The following is a 24,804-nucleotide window of genomic DNA, read 5'->3' as shown; positions in this document are numbered from 1 at the left end:
GGTTTCACGTGAAACGCACTATCCCTCGTCGCCGCCGATGGCATCCGCCAGCAGTGGCGCGAGGGTCTCGAGCGCCCACTGGGTGGACAGCGGTCCGGGGTAGGCGATGGCCCAGGGGAGATTGCCTTCCTGCTCCTCGGTGTCATCGTTCACCGTGTACCCGGCCTTCCCGGATTCGAAGGCCTTGTTGTGGAGGATCAGGACCCGCCCCTCCTTCACTCCCGGGATCGCCTGGAAGGTCGGGTTGTCCGTCAGATCGTCGATCCTGCCGTTCGAGTTGTCCATGATGCCCATGACATCGGCGGCGGTGTCGTCGAGGCGCTCGGCGGAGATGTCGTCGCTGCCGAAACTCGAGGACTCCGCGATAGTCGTGAGCCCGATGGACTCCATCAGGTCGGCAGCATCCGAATCGTCCGGGTCGAGGTAGCGGATGGTGTCCAGCCCGAAGTAGTTGAGCATCGAGATGCTCTTCCCCTCGAACTCGGGATGCTCGGCCTTCACGTCGGCAGCCACCTGAGCGGTGTCACCGGTGACCGGGGCGATCTTCGAGAGGTCGTCGTACTGGTCCCCGAGGTCCATCTGGCTGGCGAGGATGAGATCCGGCTCCGCAGCGGCGACACTCTCCAGGTCGATGGAGCCGTCTTCGGCGGAGGCGGAGGTGTTCTCCGGTTCTTGACCGTCGAAGGCGTCGACGGTCCAGACCTCCTGCTTGAGCATGTTCTCCCACATGATCACCGGGACCTCGCCGAGTGAAGCCATGATGTCCGCGTCCTTCACCCGACTGCGGCAATGCGGGTCGGCTTCTCCTCCAGGGTGGACTCCCCCACGCGGTCCCGAAGGTGAGCGGGTAGGACGCCGAGTCCACTGCAGTCCCGTCTGCCACCTCTTCTGACGACGAGGAACTGCCGGTGTCGTCGTCATCCGACGAGCAGGCGGTGAGCGTGAGCCCTGTGACGGCTGCGAGAACCGCAGCTGCCACGCTCCGGGACGGGCGGCGCACGGTCAGGGACAAGGGATCTCCTCAGGTCGTGTGCGATGTCATTCAGACTACAAACACGACATGAGGCAAGGCAAAGGTCATGTAGACGGCGCCACCGGTTCACACCGGACCTGCTCCACCGACCCGGGGGACAGGGCGTTGCGCACCAGGTCGATCACCCGTGGCGAGTAGGTCATGTCATGGCCCGACATGTCCCGTTCGCAGCCGTCCTGCAGCACGATATTCTCCACCGTCGCCCCGGGGCCGGCGGTGAGGAAGGTGCTCTCGTAGGGGGTGGTGGTCGTGTCGTAGCGGGAGCCGATGGCGATGTAGTTGACGCCGGGCACCGTATCCCCGTCCGCGTTCAGCTCGGTGAGCAACGGGGAATCGTAGACCTGCTGTATGCCTGCCTCGCCGATGACGTAGTCCAGCGCCGGATCGAGATCGAGTCCGAGGTCACCGATGGTGCGGTCGAGCGTCCCCAGCCCGTTCAACGTAGTGCCGTGGTTCGTCGCGCCGAGCGTGACGAGCCTACCCACCTTCTCCGCCCCGCCATTGAACTTCAGGTACTGCCGGGCGAGCAGTCCGCCCTGGGAATGGCCGACCATGCCGACCTGGGACGTTCCGGTGGCCTGGAGGACGGCGTCCACGTAGTCGGCGAGGTCACCGGCGGTGAGGGCGATGTCCTTGGTGGCGAAGACACCGGGCCCGAGCGACTGCACCCCTCCCCTGGTGGTGATGTCCGCTTCGCCGAGGTTCGGGGCGAATACGCAGTAGCCGTCCTCCTTGAGCTGCGGTGCCAGACCCGACCAGGCACTGTAGGTATTCCCCCATGTCCCGTGGACGAGAACGACCGGCTCGGGGTGCTCCGCCGTGGGGACGCAGTCCCAGTCGTCGGCACCGGGCGGAGCCATGCGTGGGTTATTCCGGGCCTGTGCACTGGCGTCCCGGAAATCGACGGCGCCGGGACCGTTCCCGGTCGTGGTCTCGTGTGGATGGGGCACCTCCGGATACTCGGGAGGGGCGGGCATCTCAGGCATCTCAGGCACAGCCGGCGCGGCAACTGCCTTGGGTGCGGCGAACAACAGACCGAGGGAAGCAAGCAATCCCCCGGCAACGGCACTTGTTTTCCTAGTAAACATAAGAACACGCTACCAGTGACTCACCTCATAGTGTGGTTCACAGTGCGGTGAATCATTGTTTACAGCGTGTTCTTCCCCACCTGATCAACGGCGGTAGGCGATACCCCGCTCATCGAGGAGCTCCTTGAGCCGCGACGGGTAGTCGGTGATGATGCCGTCGGCTCCGGCGTCGATGTACTCCGCCATGTCGGCGGTCTCGTTGACCGTCCACGGCAGGACGCGCACCCCGGCCTCATGTGCCCGGTCGATGAACCCCGCGAGGTCACCTCCGACCCAGGACGAGGAGGTGTCGAAGGCGGGACTCGCGACTTCCACACCCAGCTCCCCCACCCCGGCGAGGACGTCACCGTCGACAGCGTCGTAGTCCACCGGCCCGAGGTACGGCGAGTCCGACCTCCACGTGCTCTTGTCCCACAGTGCGGCGAGTGGGACCTGCGGGGCGCGGTCGCGGACCAGCGGCAGTGTCGACCAGTCGAAGGACTGCACGGTGATCCGGTCGGTGGTGCCGGCGGCGTCCGCGGCATCGAGGATGGCGTCCACATACTCCTGCGGCGCGGCGGACCGCTCCGGCTCCTCGGCCTCGACCTTGGTCTCGATGTTGAAGTACACCTGCGGATCACGCTCCGCGATATCGAAGACATCGCTGAGCTGCAGGATCCGGTTACCGCTGGCGGGCGCGGCGTCCGGGAAATCGTCGAGCACCTTGTCGCAGGTCAGCGTCTGGATCTGGTCCCAGGTCAGGTCGTGGACATCCTTGCCGACATAGGGGAACTCCGGGTCATCGGCGGTGACCGGCGCGGTATCCGTGCACTTGTCGTCCTGGATCGACGGATCGTGCCAGACCAGCGGGATACCGTCCTCCGTCATGTGGATGTCGAGCTCGAGGGTGGTGACGCCGAGGTCGATGGCGGTCTCGAAGGCGGTCCGGGACTCCTCGGTGTGCTCACCGCGGCCGCCACGGTGTGCCTGCAGGTCGAAGGTGGTCGGCAGGTTGTCGACGGGGTCCGCACCCGGGATGCCCGGAAGGCTGCCGGTGATGCCACCGGGTGATCCGGGGACGGATCCCGGGGCCCTGTCGGACAGGGCACCGGCGGCGGTGGCTGCGGGAACTGAGACGAGGAGGGTGGACAGGGCCACTGCGCTGGAGAGGACTGTGGCGGCGAGGCGTCGGGTGAGGGTCATGGGGAGAACGCTAACGACCGGCCACGCTCCCTGTCAGCTATGTGCACCTGGTGTTCACGGTGAACACGGAGAGTTCATCCAGGTGTCAGCATCAGTACGGTCGGGGGTTCTCCGGGGACACCCGCAAGCGGGGACCCGGTGCGGAGTGCGGTCACCGCCCCGCACAGGAACACCCCTACATCCGCCCCAGCCGCCACAGCGAGGTGACCTCGCGGGACCGGGCGACATGCAGCGGATCGTCCCCCCGCAGCACCTTCGGATGACGCGGCGTGGTGTCCGACCGTCCGAGAACCTGCAGGCCGCCGTCGGAGATCCAGGTCTCCAGCTGCTCCCTGGTACGTAGTCCGAGGTGCTCCGCCAGGTCAGACAGCACCAGCCAGCCCTCCCCACCGTCGGTGAGGTGGTCGGTGACTTCAGTGAGGAAGCGCCGTAGGGCATCGGAGGAGGCGTCGTAGATCCCGAGTTCCAGTTCCGAGGTCGGCGTCCCCGGTAGCCACGGCGGGTTGAAGACGACAATATCCGCGGCATCCGCGGCATCCGCGGCATCCGTGGTCTCCGTGGTCTCCGACACCGCCGGCCACAGGTCAGCCTCGACGACCTCGCACCGCTCCCCCACACCGAGCCGGTCCAGGTTCGCCCGCGCACACGCCACCGCACGCGGGTTCACGTCCGTCGCCGTCACTCGTACGGCGCCTCTCCTGGCCAGCACGGCGGCGAGGACGCCGGTTCCGGTCCCCAGTTCCAGGACGCTCGCCCCCGCTTTGAGAGAGGGCAGGAAAGCCGCCGCGACGTCATCGACCAGGTCGACGTACTCGCTGCGCGTCGGCGAGAAAACGCCGTAGTCGGGGTACACCTTCTCCCCCAATGCCGGTACCTCCACACCGTTGAGATGCCACTGATATGCCCCGAGGACACCCTGTAGTGCGGTGAACGGTGTCCGCCGGCTCTCCCCCCGCGAAGGGGCACCGTAGGCGTGCCCGCAGGCCCCGGCCACGTCCGGGGCGCGGTGCAGGTCCAGGAGCCATTGACCGTCCCGCTCCGCCAGGTCGACGACGATGCGGCCGAGGATCTCCGCCCGGCGCGCCCGGTCCTCACGCTGCCGCAGGAACAGGTCTGCCGCGGTCCCCGCGCTCTGCTTCTTCTTCCCCTTACGCGCCGCCTGCTTCGTCAGCCGCCGGTCGACGGCCCTGATGAGCTGGCGTCCGTTGTGGAAGTCCCCCTGCCAGAGCAGTGTGGTTCCGCGGCGCAGCCGGGCGTAGGCGGCGTCTGCGGTGGTCGTGTCATCGGCGACGGTCGTCTGCCCGGAGGTGGAGGTCATGCCTGTGATTGTCGCACGGGCAGGCTGAAGCCCCGGACTACCCCAGCAGGTTCTCGCGCAGGGTCGTGCCCTCGTACTCCCGGCGGAACCGGCCGCGCTCCTGCAGCACCGGGACCACCTGGTCGACGAAGGTGTCCAGCCCGTGCGGCATGGACGGCGGCATGATGTTGAACCCGTCGGCCGCCCCGCAGTCGATCCACCGGATGATCTCGTCCGCGGCCTGCTCCGGGGTGCCCACGAGGGTCGCATGGCCACCACCGGCGGCGAGGTAGCCGAGCAGCTCGCGGACGGTCGGCCGGCGCAGGTCGTCGGGGCCGCTGCTGGATCCGCCGCGGCGTCCGGTATGCGCGATGATGTGGCGGACCAGGGCAGAGCGACCAGGTGCCGCATCGCACTCGCTGACCGGCGGCAGTTCGGGGAACTCGGCGTCCGGGTCCCAGGAGGTGGCGTCCACCCCGAGGAAGGCGGAGAGGTCGTGCAGTGCCGCCTCGACCGGCAGCAGCTCGTTGAGTTCCTGCTGGTAGCGGCGGGCCTCCTCCTCGGTGGAGCCGATGTAGGTCACGAGGCCGGGCATGACGCGCACATGATCGGGGTTGCGCCCCATGGCGGCGGTGCGGGCGCGGACGTCCTTCCGGAAACCGCGGGCGCCCTGGGAGTCCCAGGCGACGGTGAAGACGCCCTCGGCGTGGGACGCGGCGAGGTCCCGGCCCGGCTCCGAGACACCGGCCTGGAAGATCACCGGCTGCTTCTGCGGCGGGGTGGGGATGTTCAGCGGGCCGTCGACCCGGAACCACCGGTCATCGTGGTTGATCTTCTTCAGCTGCGAGGTCTCGGTGTACCGGCCGGAGCGGTCGGCGACGATCGACTCCGCCGGCCAGGACCCCCACAGTTCCTTGAGCGTCTCGGCGAACTCCCCGGCGCGGGCGTAGCGCACCGCGTGGTTCGGCAGGGCGTCCATCCCGTGGTTGCGTGCCTCGGCGTCCAGCTGGGAGGTCACGATGTTCAGCCCGGCGCGTCCACCGGAGATGTGGTCGAGGCTGGCGATGAAGCGCGCCGCATGGAACGGGTCCCAGAACGTCGAGGAGACCGAGGAGACCAGGCCGATGTGTTCGGTGACCTGCGAGATCGCCGCGAGGGTGGTCATCGGCTCGAGGAACCAGGTCGGGCCGGCGGTGAGCGCCTCGGTGCGGGCCGCCTGTCCGTCGGGGAAGAAGACGGCGTCGAGCCTGCCGCGTTCGGCGGTCTGTGCCAGGGACTCCCACCTGGAGATCTCGCCGAGCCGGTCCACGTCGGAGTCTGCCGCGCGCCAGGCCGCGGCATGGTGACCGCAGCCACTGGCGAAGAGGCTGAGGTGGACCTGTGCCGGGTTGTCGGGCTCGCCGTTATCGGTCATGGGAACCTTTCCGAGGTGGTGAATTCCGGGGGTGGGACATTGCTCCACGTCGGTAGCCTTGGCGGCATGTTTCCTGACGTGTCGACAGTTTCACCGTACCTGTCCGCGGCTGAGGGCACCCGCACCGCCTCGGTGGCGACCTGGGTCCTCGTGCCGCTGTTGATCATCATCGGGGCCGTGGCCCTCGCCGCCGTCACCTGGCTGCTGGCCACCGTGATGCGCCGGGTCCTCGGCGTACCGGTGGGGTGGCCGCGGTCGATCGCCGTGGCCCTGGTGGTCTCTCTGGCGACCGGCGGCCTGGTCTACCTGGCGGTCGACCAGTTCTGGGATTCCGGGGTGGACGCCGGCCCGGCGGTCATCCTCGGGGGGATCGCGCTGCTGTGGATGCTCGGGTTCGGTGCGGCGGCGCTCACTGTCCTGGAACTCATCGCCCCGACCGGACCGACAGGCGGCTCCCCGCTGTCCTGGTTCAGCGGCCTGCGCGACGCCCGCGGCCGCAACCGGCGCTACCGGCAGGTCACGGCGGTGTTCGTCCGTCACGGGCTGACCTCGGGGCGTCCTTCCTTCTCCGGGAAGGACGCCGACGCGACCCGTCGGATCGCGCAGTCCTTCCGTGAAGCCCTTGAGGAGTGCGGGACGACCTTCGTGAAGCTCGGCCAGAACCTGTCGACCCGGGAGAACACCCTGCCGCCGGAATTCGTCCACGAACTGTCCCGGCTGCAGACCTCGGCATCCCCGGCACCCTGGCCGGAGATCCGCGAGGCGCTCACCGAGGCTCTCGGCGCGGATCCGGAGGAGGTCTTCGCCTCGGTGGAGCATGAGCCGATGGCGGCGGCGTCGGTGGCGCAGGTGCACCGGGCGCGGCTCGAGGACGGGACAGCGGTGGTGCTCAAGGTGCAGCGTCCGGGTGTGGTCGAGGAGGTCATGCGGGACACCGACATCGTGCTGCGGGTCTGCACCCGGCTGGAGAATTCCGCGCAGTGGGCCCGGGAGATGCGGCTGAAGCAGCTGGCGTCCTCCTTCACCACGACGCTGGCCGAGGAGCTGGACTACCGCACCGAGGCGATGAACATGCGTCAGATGGCGGAGCCGCTCGCGGCGACGGGCATGGTCATGCCGAAGGTCTACGACCGGTACTCCTCGCAGCGACTGCTGGTGATGGACGAGCTGGTGGGTACTCCCCTGGGCTCGGCGACCGGGCCGGACGGGGAGATCGCGGCGATGACCCCGGAACTGCGCCGGGAGCTCGGTGACCTGCTCATGGGCGCCTCGCTGCGGCAGATGATGGAGTACGGCATCTTCCAGGCCGACCCTCACCCGGGCAATGTGCTGGTGATGCACGATGTGACGGTGCGGTCGGCGTCCTCCTCGGAGCATGAGCACAGCCTCGGCCGGGTGCACGTCAGCGCCGGCTCGGACGAGGAGACGGTCATCACGCGGGAGACCGGGCTGGGCATGCTCGACTTCGGTGCGGTGGGCCACCTGGACTCCACGGACCGCGCCGCATTGGCGTCCGTCTTCGCCGCCATCGATCTGGGGGATGCCAGGGTCCTCACCGATGCACTGCTGGGCCTCATGGACCGTCCGGAGGAGCTGGACGTCCGTGCCCTGCAGCGGTCCGTCAGTGCGCTGCTGGCCCGCTACGGCGGCGGGATCGAGTACGGCGAGGGATCCGCACTGTTCAGCCGGCTGACCCGCCTCTTCAATGACTACAGGCTGGTCGTTCCGGAGACGGTCGCCGTGGCCCTGCGCAGTCTCGCCGAGCTGGAGGGCACGTTGCGCGTCCTCGACCCCGACTACCCCCTGGTGGAGACCGCACGGCGTGAAGGATCGGACCTGGTGCGCGACCGGTTCCGTCCGGAGGGCCTGAAGGACGCCGCGGAGAGCGTCCTCATGGAGTCCCTGCCGCTGCTGCGGGACCTGCCGCGCCAGGTCTCGGGGATCGTCGGTGACCTGCAGGACGGCCGCATGTCGGTGAGTATGCGGATGTTCCGCAACCCCGGTGACCGGGCCTTCCTCACCGGACTGCTGCAGCAGGTGACGGTGGCGATGGTGGCGGGGTTCTGCATCCTCGGCGGGGTGATGCTCATCGCCTTCGGTGACGGCGGGCCCGTCCTCGTCGACGAGCTGACCTGGCATGCGGCGATGGGGTACGTGGTGCTGTTCTGCGGCTTCCTCATGTCACTGCGCACCGTGGCGATGGTGCTGTTCCGCGGGCGGGGTGGGCGGGGCCGGGAACGGCCCTGATCCGGCTCAGCCTCCCACAGAGTTCCGCACGAGGACCCGCAGCCGCTCCTCCACTGCCGGGGTCACCTCGACCACGGCGAAACTGGTGGCCCACATGGGGCCGTCGTCGAGGGTGGCGTCCTCCGAGAATCCGACGGTGCCGAAGCGCACCTCGAATTTCGAGGCCGGCTGGTAGAAGACGATGACCTTGCCGTCGAGGGCGTAGGAGGGGAAGCCGTACCAGGTCTTCGGGGCGAGCTGCGGTGCCTCCTCGGTGACGACGCGATGAAGCAGGGCCGCGACGGCCGCGTCCTTCCCTTCGAGGGCGTTGATCGCGGCGACGCAGGCCTCGAACTCCCGGGCGGTCTTCGCCGCCCCCTTGAGCCCCTTGGTGGAGCGGATCTCCTCGGCGCGCTGGGCCATGGCAGCGCGTTCTTCATCGCTGAATCCGGACATGGTGCTACTTCCCTTCCTGGGTCGGGGTCTCCTGGATGCGCAGGAGGTTTCCGGCGGGGTCGCGGACGGCGGCGTCCCTCAGTCCGTAGTCCTGGTTGACCGGTTCCTGGACGATGTCGGCACCGGCGGCGACAAGTGCGTCGAAGGTGGCGTCCAGGTCGGCGGTGGCGAGGTTGACGCCGAAGTAGGTGCCCTTGGCGACAAGATCGGTGAGCAGTGCGGTCTCCTCGTCAGAGAGGTCGGATCCGACACCCACGGGGTGCAGCACAATGGCGGTGTCCGGCTGACCGACGGGGCCGACGGTGATCCACCGTATGGCCTCGTAGCCGACGTCGAGGCGGACCTCGAAACCGAGCACGTCGCGGTAGAACGCGAGGGACGCCTCGGGGTCGAGGTGGGGCAGGAAGCTGGTGTGGATGCTGAGACCGGTACGTGGATCGCTCATACCGCTGAGACTACGGTGCCCCCGATGTGCCCGCTTCTCGATTCCTGACCGGTGCGGTGGGGCGCTCCCGGCGGGGTCTGGTGATCTGCCGGGCGATGCACGGCAGCATCCCCGGAACCACGTCCGCGCCCTGTGCGCGGTACATGCTCGGTGGCACGCCGACGAGCTCGGAGAAGCGGGTGCTGAAGGTGCCGAGTGAGCCGCAGCCGACGGTGAAGCATACCTCGGTGACGCTCATGTCCGTGGTGCGCAGCAGCGTCATCGCGCGTTCGATACGCCTGGTCATGAGGTACTGGTACGGGGTCTCCCGGTAGGCGGCCTTGAACTGGCGGCTGAAATGCCCCGGAGACAGGTGGACCGCCCGCGCCAGGGAGGTGACGTCGAGCGGTCGGTCGTACTCGAGGTCCATGCGGTCGCGGACACGCCGCAGGAGCACGAGTGTCTGCAGGTCAGGTCGTCCGGTCACCTGACCATTGTGGCACGGCTACTCGCCGGTCTCCGCGTCCTCCGGATGGACGAGGCACATGGTGTCGAGGACGTTGTTGTAGGTGTCCAGGGCCTGGCCGGAGAAGTAGGACGCGACGGCCGGGAAGTTCGGGACCACCGAGAACTCCATGGTTCCGGTACCCACCGGCAGTTCCACACCCGGCACCACAGTTCCCCAGATCTTCGAGACGATCATGCCGACGAGGGAGTCCGCGACGTAGGTGTAGTCCACACCGTTGCCGACGGTGAGGTCGGCGACGGCGGTGGTGCCGGACGCGGTGCCGTCGACGGCCCCCTGGACCGCACCCCAGGCGAAAGTGATCATCGGGTCATCGATGTAGGCGAGGACGGGGTTGAGGTCCTCCGGCTCCTTCATGATGAAGTTGTTCGTGATCCGCGCGGTGCGGGCGTTGTTCTGCAGGCGGGCGAGCTCGGCGTCGAAGGCACCCTGTTTGTCAGCCGGGACCTGGCCACGCATGCTCTCGGCGACACGGTCCAGGGCCGCACCGAGGGTCTCGGCGGAGGCCGGGACGCAGGTCTCGCCGTCATCCAGGGTCATGTACTCCGCATTGGCGCGCTCCTGCGGCTGCACCGGGACGACCGGGCGGGCGCCACCGTCGGACAGCCGCTCCTCGTCGGAGGGGGCCGCCTCCCCGTCCCAGCACCGGGCGGTGAGATTGTTCTGCCAGGCGACGGCGAGCTGCTTGATACCGCGGGAACCGTACTGGAAGGGGAGCTTCGCGAAGAAGCCGATGGTGGTGTAGCTGGTGAGCATCGAGCCCACCAGCGGAACGCCCTGGGCGATCGGGGTGAGCGGGGTCGGGCCGATGCTCGGCATGCCCGCCGCGACGACGTCCAGCGGCACGGTGAAGGTGTACATGCCGAGCACCAGGGTCTCGACGACCTCGGAGAGGGTGAGATCCTGGAAGGCGACGACGGCGTCCGCCTCACCGTTGCGGATCTTGTCGAGGCGGGCGACCGCGAAGTTCGCGTACGGGTCCTCGTTGTCCTCGGCCTCGGCGTTGATCTCGGAAGCGTCGCGGGAGACGTCGACATAGGCGACATTCGTGCTGACCAGGGAGGCGCGCAGGTTGTTCACGTTGGTGTCGAACATCGACGCGAACTGGGCCGGGATGCCGGCCTTGGTCTCGGCGGTCATCTGGTCGAAGGCGGCGAGCACGGAGATGGTGCCGGCGTCCTTGCAGGTGGTGTCGTCAGTGGGGGCAGGGGAGTCCTGCGCTGCCGCAGCGGGTGCGACAACGAGCGCGGAGCCAGCGGTGGCGGCGGCCAGGATCATGGTGGCGGCGCCGCGCGACACGCGGCTCATCTTCAACGTCATGCGGGTAGCGTACCCACATCACGTCGACTTTCTCCTGTCGTATCGGTGAGCCTGGCCTAATGTACTTGATCTCACATCGGCCCAGCACCGAGGTCGCCCCGCATTCGCAGGTCAGTAGTTCGCGGGCGGGTCACTGGCGGGGAAGGTCTCCTCGCCCCACTCGTCGATCGTCTCCTCGATCGTTCCGGGTCCCTGCTGCGGAAGCCCGGAGTCCGTGTCCTTGCTGTCCTTGTCTTCCGCGGTGTGCTTCGGATCCTTCTTGGTGTCCTCGGGCGCAGGGGCGTCCTCGGCGTGATGCTTACCGGTCTTCTTGTCCTGATCGGTCATCGTGCTCATTCCCTTCCGGTGATGTCGTGGGTTGGTGAGTTCCCTACCCTAGGCATGAACGCCGCCTCGCGCTGCCCCCGAATTGAGGGGTCCGCTGAGCGCGTGTGTGCCTGGGTGGGGAGGTATGAGCCAGTACTGGATCGCAGATACCTCGGCCCCCGAGAAGACCGACCCTTCCGCGAACACTCCGTTCCGCTCAGCCTCCCAACGCCGCGAGCCCGGCAGGATCGGTCGCTTCTTCCGGTCCATCGCCCGGTTGTGGATGCACCGCAGCCGACCGGAGGGTCCCGCTGAGCGATGATGCGGAATATGACAAAGGGCACTCCCCGGTTTCCCGGAAAGTGCCCTTGACGTGCGGTGGAGCTATGGGGAATCCACCACTAACACACTATCGCCACTGGTCACAGCCCTACCCAACCACCAATGAGACAGTCTTGTTGGGCACTGATTGGGTATACCACCAAGAAAGGTAACCCTTAGCCATTAACAACACCACCGCAACGCCGACCATCATCCACCCCGGAGAGCATGGACGTGGACACCCACGACACTAACGCGGCCAACGTCGCCCGAACCACAACCGCACTCGCGGAGACGATGGACGAAGCACGACGCCTCTACACCGACGACGAGCACAACACCGGACGGTAGAGACCCACCACAGGCACGACAAAGCCCCCACAGGCCCATTACAGGCCTTGTGGGGGCTACTTCTACGTCCAGGTGGGGCTACAGCCTACAAGGGCCGCAGAACGCCGTACAGGGGACAAACAGGGGACGCTAGCGGGGCATTCACCACCAATGGTGAAAAGGGTCACCGAGGACGGCAGGACCGGGAACAGGCACGGATAGCAGGTCAGGACTTTTCTGGATTTTCCCAGAATATTCCCACAGGTGATCTCCCCACACCGCCCGAGGACTTGTTATGGGTAGCCGTCACAATCCCCTCCCGGCACGCACAGGACACCGACAACCACCCCGGCCAGACCTTCTCGGTGACACCACCGACAACCACCCCACCCCGACCGGCGAACTAACCCCCACCACAACAGTAGTCTCGTAAGGCAAACCTAACCCCGCACAGCACCCCGGGGGGGACCCCAGACCAGCAATGATCCCCAGTCCGGTGTCATAGAGCCGAAGGTAGCGTACATGATTGAAAGCCGCACGACGCACACGGTGTCACACGGTATCAGCCTCTCCGTGTACGGGTTTCACACTATTCAACGGTGTTTCATCCCAGGTATTGAACTTTTGGCATAGGTCAAGACTGCTCACCCGGAAAAATCTGGGGAGTATCGTGAACCTTTTTCCGCTGGTCAGGGACGTTTCGCGGAAATCTCCGCGTAATCATCTCCGCTGGTCATGGACAGTTCCCGGTTCTGGGAGGTGCCTTTTCGAGGTTGACCTCAAATGCGCTGGTCAGGGACTACGATCCGATTTCCCGGAACATGCCGCGAACCATTGCGAGGTTGACCTCAACATTGCTGGTCACGCATACGTTCCCGGCGTCGGGAAGCATTGCGGGCACGGCCACCACTTGATTCGGAAATCCGAATATAATCCTGACCTGCACCGAAAACACCCCCTGACCAGCCTATTAGTCACACCACTCCACGCCCGTAGCAGCGTCAACACGGCGCTGTAGCACATCGACAGGCGTTAGGGGAAGAGGCAGAAACGTGTCAGCGAGGAAACGATCTGCGTACTCGTCAGCGAACCTCTGGAACTGGTCGGTCAGATCAACACCACGGCGCTTAGCGTTGCTGACCTTCGCCCGGGCACTGTTGCACGCTCTGCACACGCGCCAACCACGGGACAGATATGCCTTCACGAGGTTTTCACCGATCAAAGGGTGGCCGTTGACGCATAGCGTCTTCCGTGATCCGTGGTGGTTCCCGTGGCGCACCATGTCTGCGCTGTTCTCTGCCGCCGATCCCGGCCGGAGATTCCAAACGGCTACATAATTCCGCTTCGGAACCTTATGCAATGCCATTGAGCCGTCGTCAAGGCAACCGGGGTGCCAAGCAGCCAAGACAAGCCGTTGTACTCGCCAATGTCGTCTGCCGAACCAGACCACCGGGTACCCGGTGCGGTCTAGCCCGATCTTGTAGGCCTTCTTCGTTTCCGCATTCCAGACCTCCGTGCCGTCCGCAAGGATGTGAATGTGCGGGAAGCCCGGTACGCTTCGGTAGCCGCTACCAGCGATAAAGTGGGGGCTGTTCAGGTCCTCTTCGGTGTAGCCGGTCGCCCGGGCTAGTGCTTTTGTATTCAAAGTATTCTCCTTCGATTAATTATTGATTCAATTCCTAGTCTGTCTGTCCGTGAGCGCTCCGGCACCTGCCGCACGTCGGTGATGAGTAGCGGGTCCACGATGACCTCCGGCTCCGCTGTGGACAGTCGTAGGCCCTGTGCCCGTGCGCGTGCGTAAACCGCTTCACAGTCCACAAGAATGGCACCCACAGGCGCTGTAGCGGTCAAGACGGTGCGAACCTCGTGCCGTTGCCGGGCAAAGATCACAGCGGCCTGACGGCTGGTAGTCCAGGACATGCCGTAGTGCTGATAGGTCCACTCATCCACGTGTGCGCCTCGGTACACGTTCACGGGCTGGTCTGGTGTGGGCATGTGAGCGTTGTTGAACAGGTCTATCCACCGCTCTTGTGGCATGAGTAGTTCAGGGTGGCCGCTACGGGTCCACGCTGTGAGCAGTTGCAGCGGCGTCGGTGCCTGACCGGTCAACAGTTGTGCCCGTAGGCGGGTCAGATGCTCCGTCTCGTTGACGAAGTGCTCTACACCCACTGTTCTCCGCCGTTCGCCCTCGGCATTGACGAGACACCGGGTGCCGTCGTGGTTCCGGTCAGGTAATCAATGAACTCGTCAATCGGGCCGTTCCACGGGTCTTTCGGTGGTGTCTGCGGCCTGGTCCGGTTCGCCCACGAGACGTGTTCCGGCCTGTCGAACGTCTCGGTGAAGGTCAGATCGTCGGCCCATGTGTCGGACTCAAATCCGTCATTCATGTTTGGGTGTCTTAAAAGGTCCATTTTGCTGTTATCCAATCTGTAGGGTTTTAAGCGGTTGAATCTCCCTAGGGTGGGTCGATGTACGGTCATGCCCTGTAAAGCCGTCAGAGGGGCCTTACAGTGAGTTTTAGAGGGGGTTGGGGCCGGTCCTACTCCGTGTCCAACAACCAATCGTTCAAATAGTCAGCCAAGGCCTGCACTTCGTCCCGGCCAATCACGGCCACCCGATGCGGGAACCTGAACCTGATAGAACGGTGATCGTGTGCCCCAACCGTGAACGTCGTCCAGCGTTCCCCTGTCTTACCCTCGTCCCCCGGCGCCGGAACTACCGGCAATCTGTGTGTGTTCAATCGTGTGTCCTTTCGTTGATGAAATCATGGGCCAGCATGAAAAGGGTGGTGAGTGGCGACGACCGCAAGCGGTGGGTGGTCAAGGTGAGGGGTGAGAGGGCGCAGCGTGAGGGTGTCTCGGTGGAATGGTGAACAGAATCTAGAGCTGGAATAACGATCAGCAGGTCAAGCCCCATTTCGCTATACGATATTCGTATTGCCGCTATACGATATTCGTATAGCACCCTATACGATATTCGTATAGCACCCACCCTGACCTGCGGAAACGTAAAATCGTCAAAAGTGACGAAAATCAAGCTAGTAACCCCTCGCGCTCCGCTTCCGATCAACGAAAACAGCAGCCAATTTCAAGCACTCTGCCGACGATCCCTCACGGAGATAACCGTACTTAACGGCCTCAGTTACAGCCCTCGCGGGATTCTTCGCCCCCGTAGTTCGACACAGTTCCGCCCGTGACTGCCGCGATTCACACGACCGCACACCCTGATTAGCCCTCGCATAGTGCGCGACCCGCAACCACGCCGGTAGGTCCATATTCTTAGACTGCAACTGATCGAACTTTATCGCCGCCAAGTAGTACGCCCCCTCAACCGTAGTGCCCCTATCTTGATTCTGCTCGCTCATGATTCTTCGTCCTCTCGACGTTATCCAACAAAGTGTTCATATTCTCATCGTCCAAAAGCATGTTGTACCTGCCATTAGCGATTCGCCACAGCAACACTCCATCCTTCGTACGGTATCTCTCAACCGAAAACTCAGGCCGCATTAGCCCTCCTCAATTCCGCTCTCAACTCATCCTGTGCCAGGTCTGCAAGCCGCTTGTAATGCTCATCCGCCTTCTTCTGCAACAGTGCAGCCGAATCAACACCACGCAGCCGATCACGTCGAATATCCGCCCGCGCCGAATCGCACGACCTGCAAGCCAACCATCCGCCCGAAAGGTCAGCCTTCGCACAATTCCAGTAAGTCAGCAGGTGACCACGCACGCAATGAGTCCGGGTATCGTCCATCGCCTTAAAACTGATATGTCTCATTCCTCGTCTCCTTTTTGTTCCCGTTTTGCCTTGCAGTAATCCTCTACTACTGCCGCCCAGAGCGGAACGGCGAGCGGCATAACTGCCCAGAAAATCGTGTCGCCGTGGGCCTTTCTGGGGTCCATTAGCCCGTGCTCACACGCGGTAATCGCCGCGCTGACCAAACAGTTACCGGCAGCCTTTTCTTCCTCTTCGAGCGCAGACAGTCGAACTCGACAATCTTTCATTCGATATTCTAGATCGAGGATGCTCAACTTCATTTCCGCGCTAATTCCGTTATGCTCACGAACGGCCTTCCGCCAAACACTAAGGCCCCAGCGAACCCAGTCGTCACTCGCTTTATTCATTCGCTTCTCCTATTTCAGAATGGTCAGCAGCGTTGCGGTCTGCTTATCGTTCAAACGAATCTCGGTGTTGCCGATGCAAAGGTAGTTGTATGCGGTGTCGCGCACCTCGTCGGTCACCCGGAACAAGTCAAGGTCAGCATATTCCCGGCGTGCGCCATTGTCACGGAACCCGCACGGGATTGACCCCAACGTTTCCCGCTTCTGCGCTCCCCGGTAAACGTCCTCGGTAGTATTGTCGTCGTATTCAGTCATTTCACTCTCTCTCGTTGATTGTAGGCCCGCTCAGACGCTCTCTAACGGCTTGAGCGGGTATTTGTAGGGCTACGGGGTGTTTAGGCCCGCAAATGGGCTTAGGAGGTCTTTCCGCAGGTCAGACATGGCTGCATCCACCTCAGCGCACCGCTGGTCCAGCATTTCGAACCTGGCGGCAATATCGGCCATTAATTCCTCAAAGTAAGTCACAGTCAGTCACCCAGCCTAATCCCGAACCGGCTGAACAAACGGCACCATATCCGGCTCCGGGACAGTCGAGCCAACGGTGATTCGCTCAACGGAATTGTCACGAAGATTACGGCGACTGATCACCTTCTCGTACTGACCAGTCTGGCGATTCAAGACATGAGATTCGGAATCCTCGAAAACGTCAGCACTGAAACGGCCCTCCCAATCCTCAGCCTTCCGATTAGCCTCAGAGAAACGCCGTAGTCGGTCCTGCAACACCTCCCAAGTAGGCGCCACGTCGAGCACGAAGTCACCAATCAGGCCACGTGCCAAAGGCGTTACAGCCTTATCACCAGACCCAATCGCACTGAACTGATTATCATCGCTCAAACGGCGACCGGTAATGTCGTCGGTAAAGCCGCCGATAAACGCTTCCCGCCAGTCTTCCGCGACCTTGTGTGCCGAAAGATCAGCGTCCGACCAGTCACAGACGGTGCCGATAGCCTGACCAGAATTGGAAACGTTGTGGCGGTACGTCAGCATCCCCTTAATCCCCGGGTCACTGAATAGCGCGTAGCCCTCCGCAGGATTCGGCAACAGCAGATCAAGCATGAGTAGACGAACCAGCCCGGCGCGGAACTCAGGAATTACCTCGTTAGCGGCCATAGCGTCCCGCAGATCGTTACCGGTCTTTAGGGTGAGTGGCAGAACGTCGTGATTGCAATAGGCACCGAGATACGCGGCCATTGCCCGAACCTTCGCCACCGTCTCAGCGACCGGCAGGACCGACAAGACGTGATCGAACGTAAGTTCCGGGGCCTTGTTCACCTCTAGCGTCTCCACAGCGGCCTTCTGAATTCCCTGTAGTTCAGCCCTCACCTGTGCCCGGTATTCATTCTCGGCGCGGGTATCGTTGATAATCTTCCGCCGACCGGCGTCATTCTTCTCTCGCAGGACAGCAGCGTCGGGCAAAGCGACCGGGGCGTATTCGGCAATCTCCCCGCCGATCTTCTCGACCTCGGCACGGGCCGCGACATAGCCGGGGTGCAGTAGGTCTTCCGGTGCGACGTTCCACGCCTCAGCAATGGCCTCTAGACGGCTCTCATAGCCCGTAGGACGGGTGAACTCGGTCGGCCTGGCATAAGCCCTACGATGGTCGTCAGCGACGCTCAGATTCGCTTGTAGTGGGGTGTTCGGAATGGTGTTCATGTAGTTCCCTTTCGGTTGTGGTTATCGACCGGCAGCGATTGTGCCAGCGGTCGGAATGAGGACCAGTGCGGCCAATAGGTCAGAGACACGGTACAGGCGCTCTTTACCGCACGGCCCTAGCCGGTAGCAGTCCAGCGTGCCGTCATTGGTGCGGCGGCGGATAGTGTCAACGGAGACACCGAGGAATTGTGCAGCCTCTTTCTGGTTGAGTACGTGTCGTCCGGCCAGATCAATGCCGGACAGTGAATCAAGGTCAGTCAATGGGCGCTCCTAGTCGGTGGTGTTCGCGCTTGCACGCATAACGTCGTGGATTTCGTTGAGGTCGAGCCGTAGCAGTCCACCTACGGCGTACCGGGTGAAAGTGCCGTCTTCTAGTCGGCGCATGACGGTCTGACGGGAGACACCGAGGACCTCCTGAGCCTTCTTGACGGAGATGTAATGTGGTTCGGACATGGATAGTTCCCTTCGTTTGGGTATGACAAAATGACCTAGCCGGATTCGGCGTAGGCACAGGTGAGAATGGGTAAGGCTCCGCCCCCAAGCGGGTCTTACTGTTCCGTTTTCGCGGTGGCGATTACGGGGTGAGACTGTCCATTTGAACTAGCCTTCCCCCCAATGGTACCACACTCATACTTCTTGACACAAGTCAAGTCAGCAGGTCACAGGGTGTGAGCGGATTTACGGGTACCTATCTCCCCAATATCCGTAAAAGATCACACTAATTGAATCACCCTGCCCCCTAATGGTATCAGGTGGACACTATTCAACCTCCCGAAAAACCGCACGTCAGGCACGGTCAGCAAAACGAGGGGTACATTAAGCGGGTACAAAGGTAAAATGTCACACTTTTGCACTCTCTACCCCCACACCCGGCGCGACTACTCCCCCGACCCCCGCAACCGCTCCGCCACCCGCGCCAAACCCTCAGCCGTCCGCTCCGCAGTCTGCCGTAGGTAGTGCTCCTGAATCACCGCAGCATTCCGGTCACCAATGAACGCACCAGCCGCCACCGGCGTCATGCCAGCCTCAAGCAACTCCGTAGCGACAAAGCGGCGTCCATCATGCTTCCGCACGTCCGTGACCCGCTTACGCACCACAGCAGCCTCACCCTCCGGCAACCCCTCCGCCAGAGCGTCAGCAGCACGACCAGCCGCACGAGACAGGGTTGTGTTCCACCCCGTATCCAGCAGCCGCGTCCCGTTGCGCGTCACCACCACCACACCGTCAGCGCCCGGCGCGGCATACAGGCGCATGTGACGCTCGCACATCTCGTTGAACTCCGGGAACACCGGCACCACCCGGTAGGAATCCTCCGTCTTCAGCCCCTTATCCACCATCTGTTGTTTCCCATCCACCATGAGCCGCACAGCAGCCCGAACACGCTCCCGGTCAGACAGGTCCACCACCCACGACACAGCCCCGTCAGCGTCCACAGAACACTTCACCTGCCACCTGCGTAGCCCCAACACCTCCTGAGTCCTCAGACCGTGAACCAGTGCCAGAGCCGTAGGGAACCTGTACCGCTCCGGTGTTGCTGCAAGGATCATCCGAATATCCGCAATCGTCGGCAGGTCCGACCGGGTAGCGCCCTGCCCAACCTTCGCCCGGCGCGACTCAAGATCAACAGGACTAGCCGGAATCAACTCCTCACGCGCCGCCCAACGGAACGCAGCAGTCACATGCTTCTTCGCCGCATTATTCGTCGCCGCCGTATCCGGGAACTGTGCCCACACCGCAGACCACCACTCGTTAGCGTCCCGACGCTTCACGTCCACCAGCGGCAGCGTGGCGAACCTGCCAGCGTCCCCGTCAACGTCCAGCACCCGCAGCGTCAACTGACGTTCCACAGTCTGCCTAGTGGACTCCTCCCATGACGTAGCGGCCTTGTACGCAATCCACCTACCGATCATGTCCGCAACCGTCACAGCGGCCCGCTCACGCTCTACCACCGCAGCGGCCCGGAACTCCCGTGGCGGCAACCACTGTGCAATGGTCCCGGTTGCTACAGCGTCCTCCCACCGTTCCCGCTCAGCCTTCAGCCAACCGTCCGCAGCACCCCGCGTCTCAAACGCAACCCCCGGCGTGAATCTCCGGTCAGTACCCGGAAGCCGGTAGCGCGGGTAGTAACGCCACCCCTTCGCCGTCTTCCGTCGCTGAACCTCTCCCCAATCCCGACGATCATTCCGTGCCATGTGTCCGCTCTCCGCTCCCACCCAACGGCCACCCAAACTGTTGGGCACTCGTTGGGTACGTGTTGGGTGTGTTGGGCAACTGTTGGGCAACAGTGCCGCTCATTGCGGCCCCCTGCCGTGCACCGGCGTAGTACGATCATGCCCATGACCTGCACAAAGCAAGAAACCCGCTGGTCTGAATGACCAACGGATTCCATGATAGTGGAGCTATGGGGAATCGAACCCCAGACCTTTGCATTGCGAACGCAACGCTCTACCAACTGAGCTATAGCCCCGTCACGGTCATCTCCGGAGTACTCCGAAGACAACACCGAGAGAGCATACACCCCGGTCGGCGGAACTCATAGTCAGATCTCGGCGGCGTCCCCGACGTAGCCCACCAGCGGTCGGACATCGTCGGTGACGGAGTACTCCGAGGCGTCGCCGGTGAGGATGCGCGACCGGGAACCGTCGACGGCGGTCGGCACCGAACCGGCCAGCGTCACCCGGTGCAGGTTGCGGGTGTGGTCGCCGAAGTCGTTGACGCCGTAGTGCTGGGTGGCGTGGTTGTCCCACAGCACCACATCCCCCTCCTGCCAGTCCCAGCTGAAGACGTTGTCCGGGCGGGTGATGCGGTCCTGGAAGATGTCGAACAGGTCGTGGAACTCACGGGTCTTCAGACCGAGGAAACCCTGGACGAAGTGGCCGAGCAGCAGGGACCGCTCGCCCGTCTCCGGGTGCAGATGGACCACCGGGTGCTCGGTCTCGAAGGGCACCCGGGTGAACTCGCGGCGGTATTCGGTCTTGTCCTTGTTACTGTCGTGACTGTTGGCGTAGTCGTACTCGTTGGAGTGCGTCGCCCACAGACTGTCGGCGAGGACGCGCAGCGGCTCGGGCAGTGCGTTGTAGGCGGCGACGGTGTTGGCGAACAGCGTCGAACCGCCGTAGGGCGGCAGAGTCACGGCCCGCAGGACGCCGATCTTCGGCACCCGGTCCACGAAGGAGACATCGGTGTGCCAGGAGTTCGCGGCGCCCTCGATGACCAGGCGGTCCAGTCCGGTGGAGTGGACGGTGGGATGGGCGAGCGTCGGTGTGCCGATCCGGGAGGCGAAAGCGTACTGACTCTCGTCGTCGAGGAACTGGCCGCGGAAACCCACGGCCTTGTGGGTGGCGAGCGCGCTGCGGATGAACTCGACCTCGTCGTCGGTGATGTCGCCGGAGAGGTCGATCCCCTCGATGACGGCGCCGATGTTCTTGCCCAGGCGGGTGACGGTCGGGGTCGTGGCGGAACCGGCGGTGTCAGTGGCGTCAGTGGTGTCGGTCGGGCGGGAGAGCGTGCTGGTCATGGTGGTGCCTTTCGGTGGTGCGGGAGGCGAATAGGATTCCGGACAAATAGACCGCTCGGTCTGTTCCGGGTGTGGTTACCGACCCTACGGTCCCTCGTCGGCACACCCCCGCATTCGCGTCACCGTGAACCGTAACCGTCCGTCGGCCCACTAGGCTGGCCCGCATGGTCAACCCCGCCCTCGTCGAAGCCCGTCTCACCGCGCTCGGACTCGCCGCCCCCTCACGCGATACCCCGGCACAGGTGCTGACTGACCTCGGGCCGATGCAGGGGCAGGAACTGCCGGGCGTCACCTCCTCGATCGCCCTGCGACTGACCGGGCAGGACGCCGCCACTGTGCAGGAGGCTTTCACCGACGGCTCGATCGTCCGCGGCTACCCCATGCGCGCCACGGTCTTCGCCCTGGCCGCGGAGGACGCCGCGTGGGTCACCGAGCTCTGCGCCGCGCCCCAGCGCACACAGTCCCGACGCCGCCTCGCGAAGGACGGTCTGACCCCGACCGACATCGCCACCGCCCACGACCTGCTGCTGGAGCACCCTGGAGGACTGAGCCGCGCGGATCTCGCCGCCCTGTGGGCGTCGCACGGGCTGCCGGAGACCCGCCCTTTCCTCTATCTTCTGGTGCGCGACATGCTGCTCCACGGAACGGCCGTCTACGGTCCGGTCACCGGGTCCGGCGACCAGCTCGTCGTTCCCGCGGAGACCTGGCTGCCGGCCGGTTCGGGCCTGGAGGGACGCTTCAACGGAGACGCCACGGCCGCCACCGCCGCACTGCTGCTGCGGTATCTGCACGGTCACGGGCCAGCCGGGTTACGGGACTTCGCGTGGTGGACCAAACTCCCGGTGAAGCTCATCAGGAACGCCTTCACGCTGGTCCGGGACGAAATGGAACCCGCCGCGTCCTTCTCCCCCGCCCTGGGCGAGGACGCCTGGGTACGCCCCGGGCTGGTCGACGAGATCACCGCCGCGGCCACGGCGGCGCACGGCACCTTCCTCCTACCGGCCTTCGATGAGCTGATGCTCGGCTACCGCGACCGCCTGGCCTTCCTCGCCGACAACCACCATGACGAGGTCGCCCCCGGCAACAACGGCGCCTTCCGCAAGACGGTGGTGCGAGGCGGGAAGTTCGTGGCGACCTGGCGGGCTCCGAAAACCGGCGTCTCACGGAACCTCAGCCTCTCCCCTTTCCGGCCGTTGAGCGCCACTGCCGAGCGGGACATCATCCGTACGTTCCGGAGCTATCCCCACCCGTGAGCGGCTCCTGTTTCACGTGAAACGGTGATGGTCGCGAGTCTCAGTCGAAGACCTCGGCGGCATCCCTCGCGCTCTCGGCGAGGACCTCTGGACTGTACGGTGCCCGCTCCCCCCCGGCTCATAGCACACCGAGTGCAGCGTGCCCGAGTAGCGCCAGGAGCCGTGGGCGACATAGTTGTCCCAGTGCACCGGCCCACCCCGGTTCACACCGACGTCGATACCGCTGAACGGTGCCATGCCGAGTAGCGCCCACACCTCCGGGATCTCCGCCGACGACCCGTCGACCTCCAGGGTCCACGTCGTCCGGAAGTCAGCGAGCGCCGCAGAGTGCAGTCGCACGGTCCGCCGCCCCGGCGGCACCGGCACGGATGTCTCATGCAGTTCGCCGTACTCGTTGACCGCGAGCCATACCCGGCCGGCGTCGACCCACACCATGTAGCCGCCACCCTGGTCAGCGTGGGAGACGAGGACACCGGAATTCCCTCCGCGACGGTCACGTCGATGACCACCTCGAAGCTGCGCAGCTGGGTGAGTCGCGACGACCGCCACCGTTCCAGTTTCGGTGTGCCGGGCAGCAGAGTCACCGCCTCCCCGTAGACCCCGTCGGCAGGACGCCGCAGTTCCGCCCGCGGATCGGAGTGGTCGTTCAACGGGAAGACGGTATTCTCCCAGGCCAGCCGTTCCCAGCGGGCCGCGAGGTCCCGCACCAGGTCAGGGAACTCTCCGGCGAGGTCGTGGATCTCGTTGGGGTCCTCGTCGACGTGGTAGAGCTCCCACTCGGCGTCCTCGAAGGGCGTACCGGGGCGGTGGTTCGTGAGGATCTTCCACCCGTCGCGGTACAGGCCACGGTTGCCGCCGAATTCGGCGTACTGCTCCGGCCTGGTGGACGGGTGGGACGCGTCCCCGGGCACCGGAGCGAAACTCACCCCGTCAATGTCCTTCACCGGAACACCGTGACGGGTCCCGTTGACCGTCGACGGATGGGGAACGCCCACCAGGTCGAGGATCGTCGGGGTGAGGTCCATGGCGTACTGGTACTGGTCGCGCAGTCCACCCGCGGGCCAGCTCAGCAGCAGCGGCACACGGACGCCCCCGGCGAAGGTCTGTCCCTTGTAGAAGCGGAACGGGGTGTTGGACGCCATGCCCCAACCCTCCGGATAGTGCGCCATCGACCGTGGCCCACCGATGAACGCGGGGTCCCGGTCGACGTCCGCGGCCCAGTCCTCCGGCAGCCTCGGCACATGGTCGAAGCGACTGAAGTAGGAGCGGGTGCCTTCCGGACCACCTTCCGCTGAGCCGCCGTTGTCAGAGGTGAAGACGATGAGGGTGTTGTCCTTCTCCCCCAATTCATCGAGAAGATCGATGATTCGTGCGAGTGACTGGTCAACGGAATCGACCATTGCAGCATACACCTCCTGGTACCGCGCGTAGAGGTCCTTCGTCTGCCCGTCCAGCGAGTCCCAGTCGATGACCTCCTTCCCCAACCGTCCGACCGCCTCAGGCAAGGGCGTCTCCGGCGGGATGATACCCAGTTCGATCTGCCGGGCGTGGCGTTCACGCCGCAGTGCATCCCACCCCTCCGAGTACCGGCCCCGGTGCTTCGCCAGTTCAGTGTCCTTCGCGCCCAACGGCCCGTGCATGGCGGTGTGCGCGAAATCGAGGTAGAACGGCCGCTGTTCCTGCGGCGCGGATGCCCGCGTCCCCTGGATGAACCGGAGCGCCTCATCGGTGTAGTCGTCGGTGATGTAGTAGTCCTCCGGGGTCTCCTCGACCTGCACCACGGTGTTGTCCCGGACGATCTGGTTCGGGTGGAAGGAGGAGTTCAGCCCCTCCAGCGACCCGTAGTAGTGGTCGACGCCCCGCTGTACCGGCCAGGAGGAGTTGTCGGCTCCCTCGTGGATCAGGGAGTCCCTGGTCAGATGCCACTTCCCCACCGCCGCGGTCGCGTAGCCGGCACCGTGGAGCACCTCGGCGAGCGTGGAGACGTCCTCGCCGAGCTCCAGCCGGACACCGGGGGAAGCCGTGATCGGAGTTCGCGACCGTGGCGAACCCGGCGCGGTGCGGGTTGAGGCCGGCGAGCACACCGGGGTGGTGTGGTAGTTCGTGAAGGCGAACCCCTCATCGGCGAGCCGTTGCAGCGCCGGGGTGGGGATCTCGGACCCGAACGGGCCGATGTCCGCGTAGCCCATGTCGTCGAGGAGGACCACGATGACGTTCGGGGCTCCGGTCGGCGGTCGTACCTGGTCCGGCCAGTGAGGCGGCGGGGTTACCGGGGATGAGTCGGAGCAGGGCGAAGACGACGATCGAGCAGGCGACGATGACGCCGAGGGCAGCCGGGAG

At 64.6% G+C, this 24,804-nt stretch carries 21 protein-coding genes and 1 tRNA gene; 3 read left to right on the top strand and 19 right to left on the bottom strand.

Going from position 1 to position 24,804, the window contains the following annotated elements:
- Positions 1-18: 18 nt before the first annotated feature.
- The 5 genes from CVA01_RS12410 to CVA01_RS12390 form a co-directional block, all read right to left on the bottom strand.
- The gene (locus CVA01_RS12410) at positions 19-759 is read right to left on the bottom strand and encodes an ABC transporter substrate-binding protein (RefSeq protein ID WP_170209784.1); all 741 of its coding nucleotides are present in this window, start codon (positions 757-759) and stop codon (positions 19-21) included.
- Positions 760-1,077: 318 nt separating this feature from the next.
- Complete coding sequence (locus tag CVA01_RS12405) at positions 1,078-1,893, bottom strand: esterase/lipase family protein (protein ID WP_244938300.1); 816 nt, start codon at positions 1,891-1,893, stop codon at positions 1,078-1,080.
- A gap of 312 nt (positions 1,894-2,205) precedes the next feature.
- Positions 2,206-3,303 carry a glycerophosphodiester phosphodiesterase family protein gene (locus CVA01_RS12400; RefSeq protein WP_141331125.1) on the bottom strand — a complete coding sequence of 366 codons (1,098 nt, stop codon included), beginning with the start codon at positions 3,301-3,303 and terminating at the stop codon, positions 2,206-2,208.
- A gap of 175 nt (positions 3,304-3,478) precedes the next feature.
- Positions 3,479-4,621 (bottom strand): methyltransferase, encoded by a 1,143-nt coding sequence (locus CVA01_RS12395; protein WP_141331123.1) that lies wholly within the window; start codon positions 4,619-4,621, stop codon positions 3,479-3,481.
- A 37-nt stretch (positions 4,622-4,658) separates the two neighbouring features.
- A complete protein-coding gene (locus CVA01_RS12390; RefSeq protein WP_141331121.1) occupies positions 4,659-6,014 on the bottom strand; it encodes an LLM class flavin-dependent oxidoreductase in 1,356 nt (451 codons plus the stop codon).
- A 78-nt stretch (positions 6,015-6,092) separates the two neighbouring features.
- On the opposite strand from CVA01_RS12390, the gene CVA01_RS12385 reads away from it, so the two are divergent.
- A complete protein-coding gene (locus tag CVA01_RS12385; RefSeq protein ID WP_244938299.1) occupies positions 6,093-8,261 on the top strand; it encodes an ABC1 kinase family protein in 2,169 nt (722 codons plus the stop codon).
- Between the two features lie 6 nt (positions 8,262-8,267).
- Here CVA01_RS12385 and CVA01_RS12380 read toward each other — a convergent pair whose 3' ends face one another.
- The 5 genes from CVA01_RS12380 to CVA01_RS12360 all read right to left on the bottom strand — a co-directional run bounded on the left by CVA01_RS12380 (position 8,268) and on the right by CVA01_RS12360 (position 11,293).
- Entirely contained in the window at positions 8,268-8,696 is a 429-nt protein-coding gene (locus CVA01_RS12380; RefSeq protein ID WP_141331119.1) for a hypothetical protein, read from the bottom strand.
- 4 nt (positions 8,697-8,700) lie between these two features.
- The gene (locus tag CVA01_RS12375; protein WP_073883816.1) at positions 8,701-9,141 is read right to left on the bottom strand and encodes a VOC family protein; all 441 of its coding nucleotides are present in this window, start codon (positions 9,139-9,141) and stop codon (positions 8,701-8,703) included.
- 10 nt (positions 9,142-9,151) lie between these two features.
- The gene (locus CVA01_RS12370; protein ID WP_373862683.1) at positions 9,152-9,607 is read right to left on the bottom strand and encodes a helix-turn-helix transcriptional regulator; all 456 of its coding nucleotides are present in this window, start codon (positions 9,605-9,607) and stop codon (positions 9,152-9,154) included.
- Positions 9,608-9,625: 18 nt separating this feature from the next.
- Positions 9,626-10,966 (bottom strand): hypothetical protein, encoded by a 1,341-nt coding sequence (locus CVA01_RS12365; protein WP_141331117.1) that lies wholly within the window; start codon positions 10,964-10,966, stop codon positions 9,626-9,628.
- A gap of 111 nt (positions 10,967-11,077) precedes the next feature.
- Positions 11,078-11,293 (bottom strand): hypothetical protein, encoded by a 216-nt coding sequence (locus CVA01_RS12360; protein ID WP_014008564.1) that lies wholly within the window; start codon positions 11,291-11,293, stop codon positions 11,078-11,080.
- Between the two features lie 528 nt (positions 11,294-11,821).
- Between CVA01_RS12360 and CVA01_RS15500 the strand changes: the two genes are divergently transcribed.
- Positions 11,822-11,944 (top strand): hypothetical protein, encoded by a 123-nt coding sequence (locus CVA01_RS15500; protein WP_280528075.1) that lies wholly within the window; start codon positions 11,822-11,824, stop codon positions 11,942-11,944.
- 3,749 nt (positions 11,945-15,693) lie between these two features.
- Here the strand turns inward: CVA01_RS15500 and CVA01_RS12355 are convergent.
- From CVA01_RS12355 to CVA01_RS12320, 8 genes are all read right to left on the bottom strand, one after another.
- Positions 15,694-16,044, bottom strand: a complete 351-nt coding sequence (locus CVA01_RS12355) for a hypothetical protein (protein WP_141331114.1) — start codon at positions 16,042-16,044, stop codon at positions 15,694-15,696.
- Between the two features lie 9 nt (positions 16,045-16,053).
- On the bottom strand, positions 16,054-16,296 hold the full coding sequence (locus CVA01_RS12350; protein ID WP_141331112.1) for a hypothetical protein: 243 nt from the start codon (positions 16,294-16,296) through the stop codon (positions 16,054-16,056).
- A gap of 225 nt (positions 16,297-16,521) precedes the next feature.
- Entirely contained in the window at positions 16,522-17,694 is a 1,173-nt protein-coding gene (locus tag CVA01_RS12345; RefSeq protein ID WP_141331110.1) for a hypothetical protein, read from the bottom strand.
- Positions 17,695-17,715: 21 nt separating this feature from the next.
- Positions 17,716-17,955, bottom strand: a complete 240-nt coding sequence (locus tag CVA01_RS15605; protein WP_141331108.1) for a helix-turn-helix domain-containing protein — start codon at positions 17,953-17,955, stop codon at positions 17,716-17,718.
- A gap of 9 nt (positions 17,956-17,964) precedes the next feature.
- Entirely contained in the window at positions 17,965-18,147 is a 183-nt protein-coding gene (locus CVA01_RS12335; RefSeq protein ID WP_244938298.1) for a helix-turn-helix domain-containing protein, read from the bottom strand.
- 425 nt (positions 18,148-18,572) lie between these two features.
- Entirely contained in the window at positions 18,573-19,886 is a 1,314-nt protein-coding gene (locus CVA01_RS12330; protein WP_141331106.1) for a site-specific integrase, read from the bottom strand.
- Positions 19,887-20,088: 202 nt separating this feature from the next.
- A tRNA-Ala gene (locus CVA01_RS12325) sits at positions 20,089-20,161 on the bottom strand.
- 72 nt (positions 20,162-20,233) lie between these two features.
- Positions 20,234-21,211, bottom strand: a complete 978-nt coding sequence (locus CVA01_RS12320) for a TauD/TfdA dioxygenase family protein (RefSeq protein ID WP_141331104.1) — start codon at positions 21,209-21,211, stop codon at positions 20,234-20,236.
- 164 nt (positions 21,212-21,375) lie between these two features.
- Here CVA01_RS12320 and CVA01_RS12315 point away from each other — a divergent pair, with 164 nt between their 5' ends.
- Positions 21,376-22,464: a winged helix DNA-binding domain-containing protein gene (locus tag CVA01_RS12315; RefSeq protein WP_014008562.1), complete on the top strand. Its 1,089-nt coding sequence runs from the start codon at positions 21,376-21,378 to the stop codon at positions 22,462-22,464.
- Between the two features lie 203 nt (positions 22,465-22,667).
- Here the strand turns inward: CVA01_RS12315 and CVA01_RS12310 are convergent, their stop codons facing one another.
- Positions 22,668-24,671, bottom strand: a complete 2,004-nt coding sequence (locus tag CVA01_RS12310; RefSeq protein ID WP_141331102.1) for an arylsulfatase — start codon at positions 24,669-24,671, stop codon at positions 22,668-22,670.
- Between the last annotated feature and the right edge of the window lie 133 nt (positions 24,672-24,804).

Source organism: Corynebacterium variabile (genome assembly GCF_006539825.1).
Taxonomy (GTDB): Bacteria; Actinomycetota; Actinomycetes; order Mycobacteriales; family Mycobacteriaceae; genus Corynebacterium; species Corynebacterium variabile.
The sequence above is the reverse complement of the archived record's forward strand: the minus strand, read 5'-3'. Positions and strand labels throughout refer to the sequence as shown.

Coding starts and splice junctions, on each gene's coding strand:
- CVA01_RS12400 (WP_141331125.1), bottom strand. CDS start 3,303: ATGACCCTCACCCGACGCCTCGCCGCCACAGTCCTCTCCAGCGCAGTG.
- CVA01_RS12365 (WP_141331117.1), bottom strand. CDS start 10,966: ATGACGTTGAAGATGAGCCGCGTGTCGCGCGGCGCCGCCACCATGATC.
- CVA01_RS12355 (WP_141331114.1), bottom strand. CDS start 16,044: ATGAATAAAGCGAGTGACGACTGGGTTCGCTGGGGCCTTAGTGTTTGG.
- CVA01_RS12330 (WP_141331106.1), bottom strand. CDS start 19,886: ATGGCACGGAATGATCGTCGGGATTGGGGAGAGGTTCAGCGACGGAAG.
- CVA01_RS12410 (WP_170209784.1), bottom strand. CDS start 759: ATGGCTTCACTCGGCGAGGTCCCGGTGATCATGTGGGAGAACATGCTC.
- CVA01_RS12320 (WP_141331104.1), bottom strand. CDS start 21,211: ATGACCAGCACGCTCTCCCGCCCGACCGACACCACTGACGCCACTGAC.
- CVA01_RS12350 (WP_141331112.1), bottom strand. CDS start 16,296: ATGACTGAATACGACGACAATACTACCGAGGACGTTTACCGGGGAGCG.
- CVA01_RS12360 (WP_014008564.1), bottom strand. CDS start 11,293: ATGACCGATCAGGACAAGAAGACCGGTAAGCATCACGCCGAGGACGCC.
- CVA01_RS12335 (WP_244938298.1), bottom strand. CDS start 18,147: ATGTCCGAACCACATTACATCTCCGTCAAGAAGGCTCAGGAGGTCCTC.
- CVA01_RS12380 (WP_141331119.1), bottom strand. CDS start 8,696: ATGTCCGGATTCAGCGATGAAGAACGCGCTGCCATGGCCCAGCGCGCC.
- CVA01_RS12315 (WP_014008562.1), top strand. CDS start 21,376: ATGGTCAACCCCGCCCTCGTCGAAGCCCGTCTCACCGCGCTCGGACTC.
- CVA01_RS12390 (WP_141331121.1), bottom strand. CDS start 6,014: ATGACCGATAACGGCGAGCCCGACAACCCGGCACAGGTCCACCTCAGC.
- CVA01_RS12395 (WP_141331123.1), bottom strand. CDS start 4,621: ATGACCTCCACCTCCGGGCAGACGACCGTCGCCGATGACACGACCACC.
- CVA01_RS15500 (WP_280528075.1), top strand. CDS start 11,822: ATGGACGTGGACACCCACGACACTAACGCGGCCAACGTCGCCCGAACC.
- CVA01_RS12405 (WP_244938300.1), bottom strand. CDS start 1,893: ATGGCTCCGCCCGGTGCCGACGACTGGGACTGCGTCCCCACGGCGGAG.
- CVA01_RS12375 (WP_073883816.1), bottom strand. CDS start 9,141: ATGAGCGATCCACGTACCGGTCTCAGCATCCACACCAGCTTCCTGCCC.
- CVA01_RS12345 (WP_141331110.1), bottom strand. CDS start 17,694: ATGAACACCATTCCGAACACCCCACTACAAGCGAATCTGAGCGTCGCT.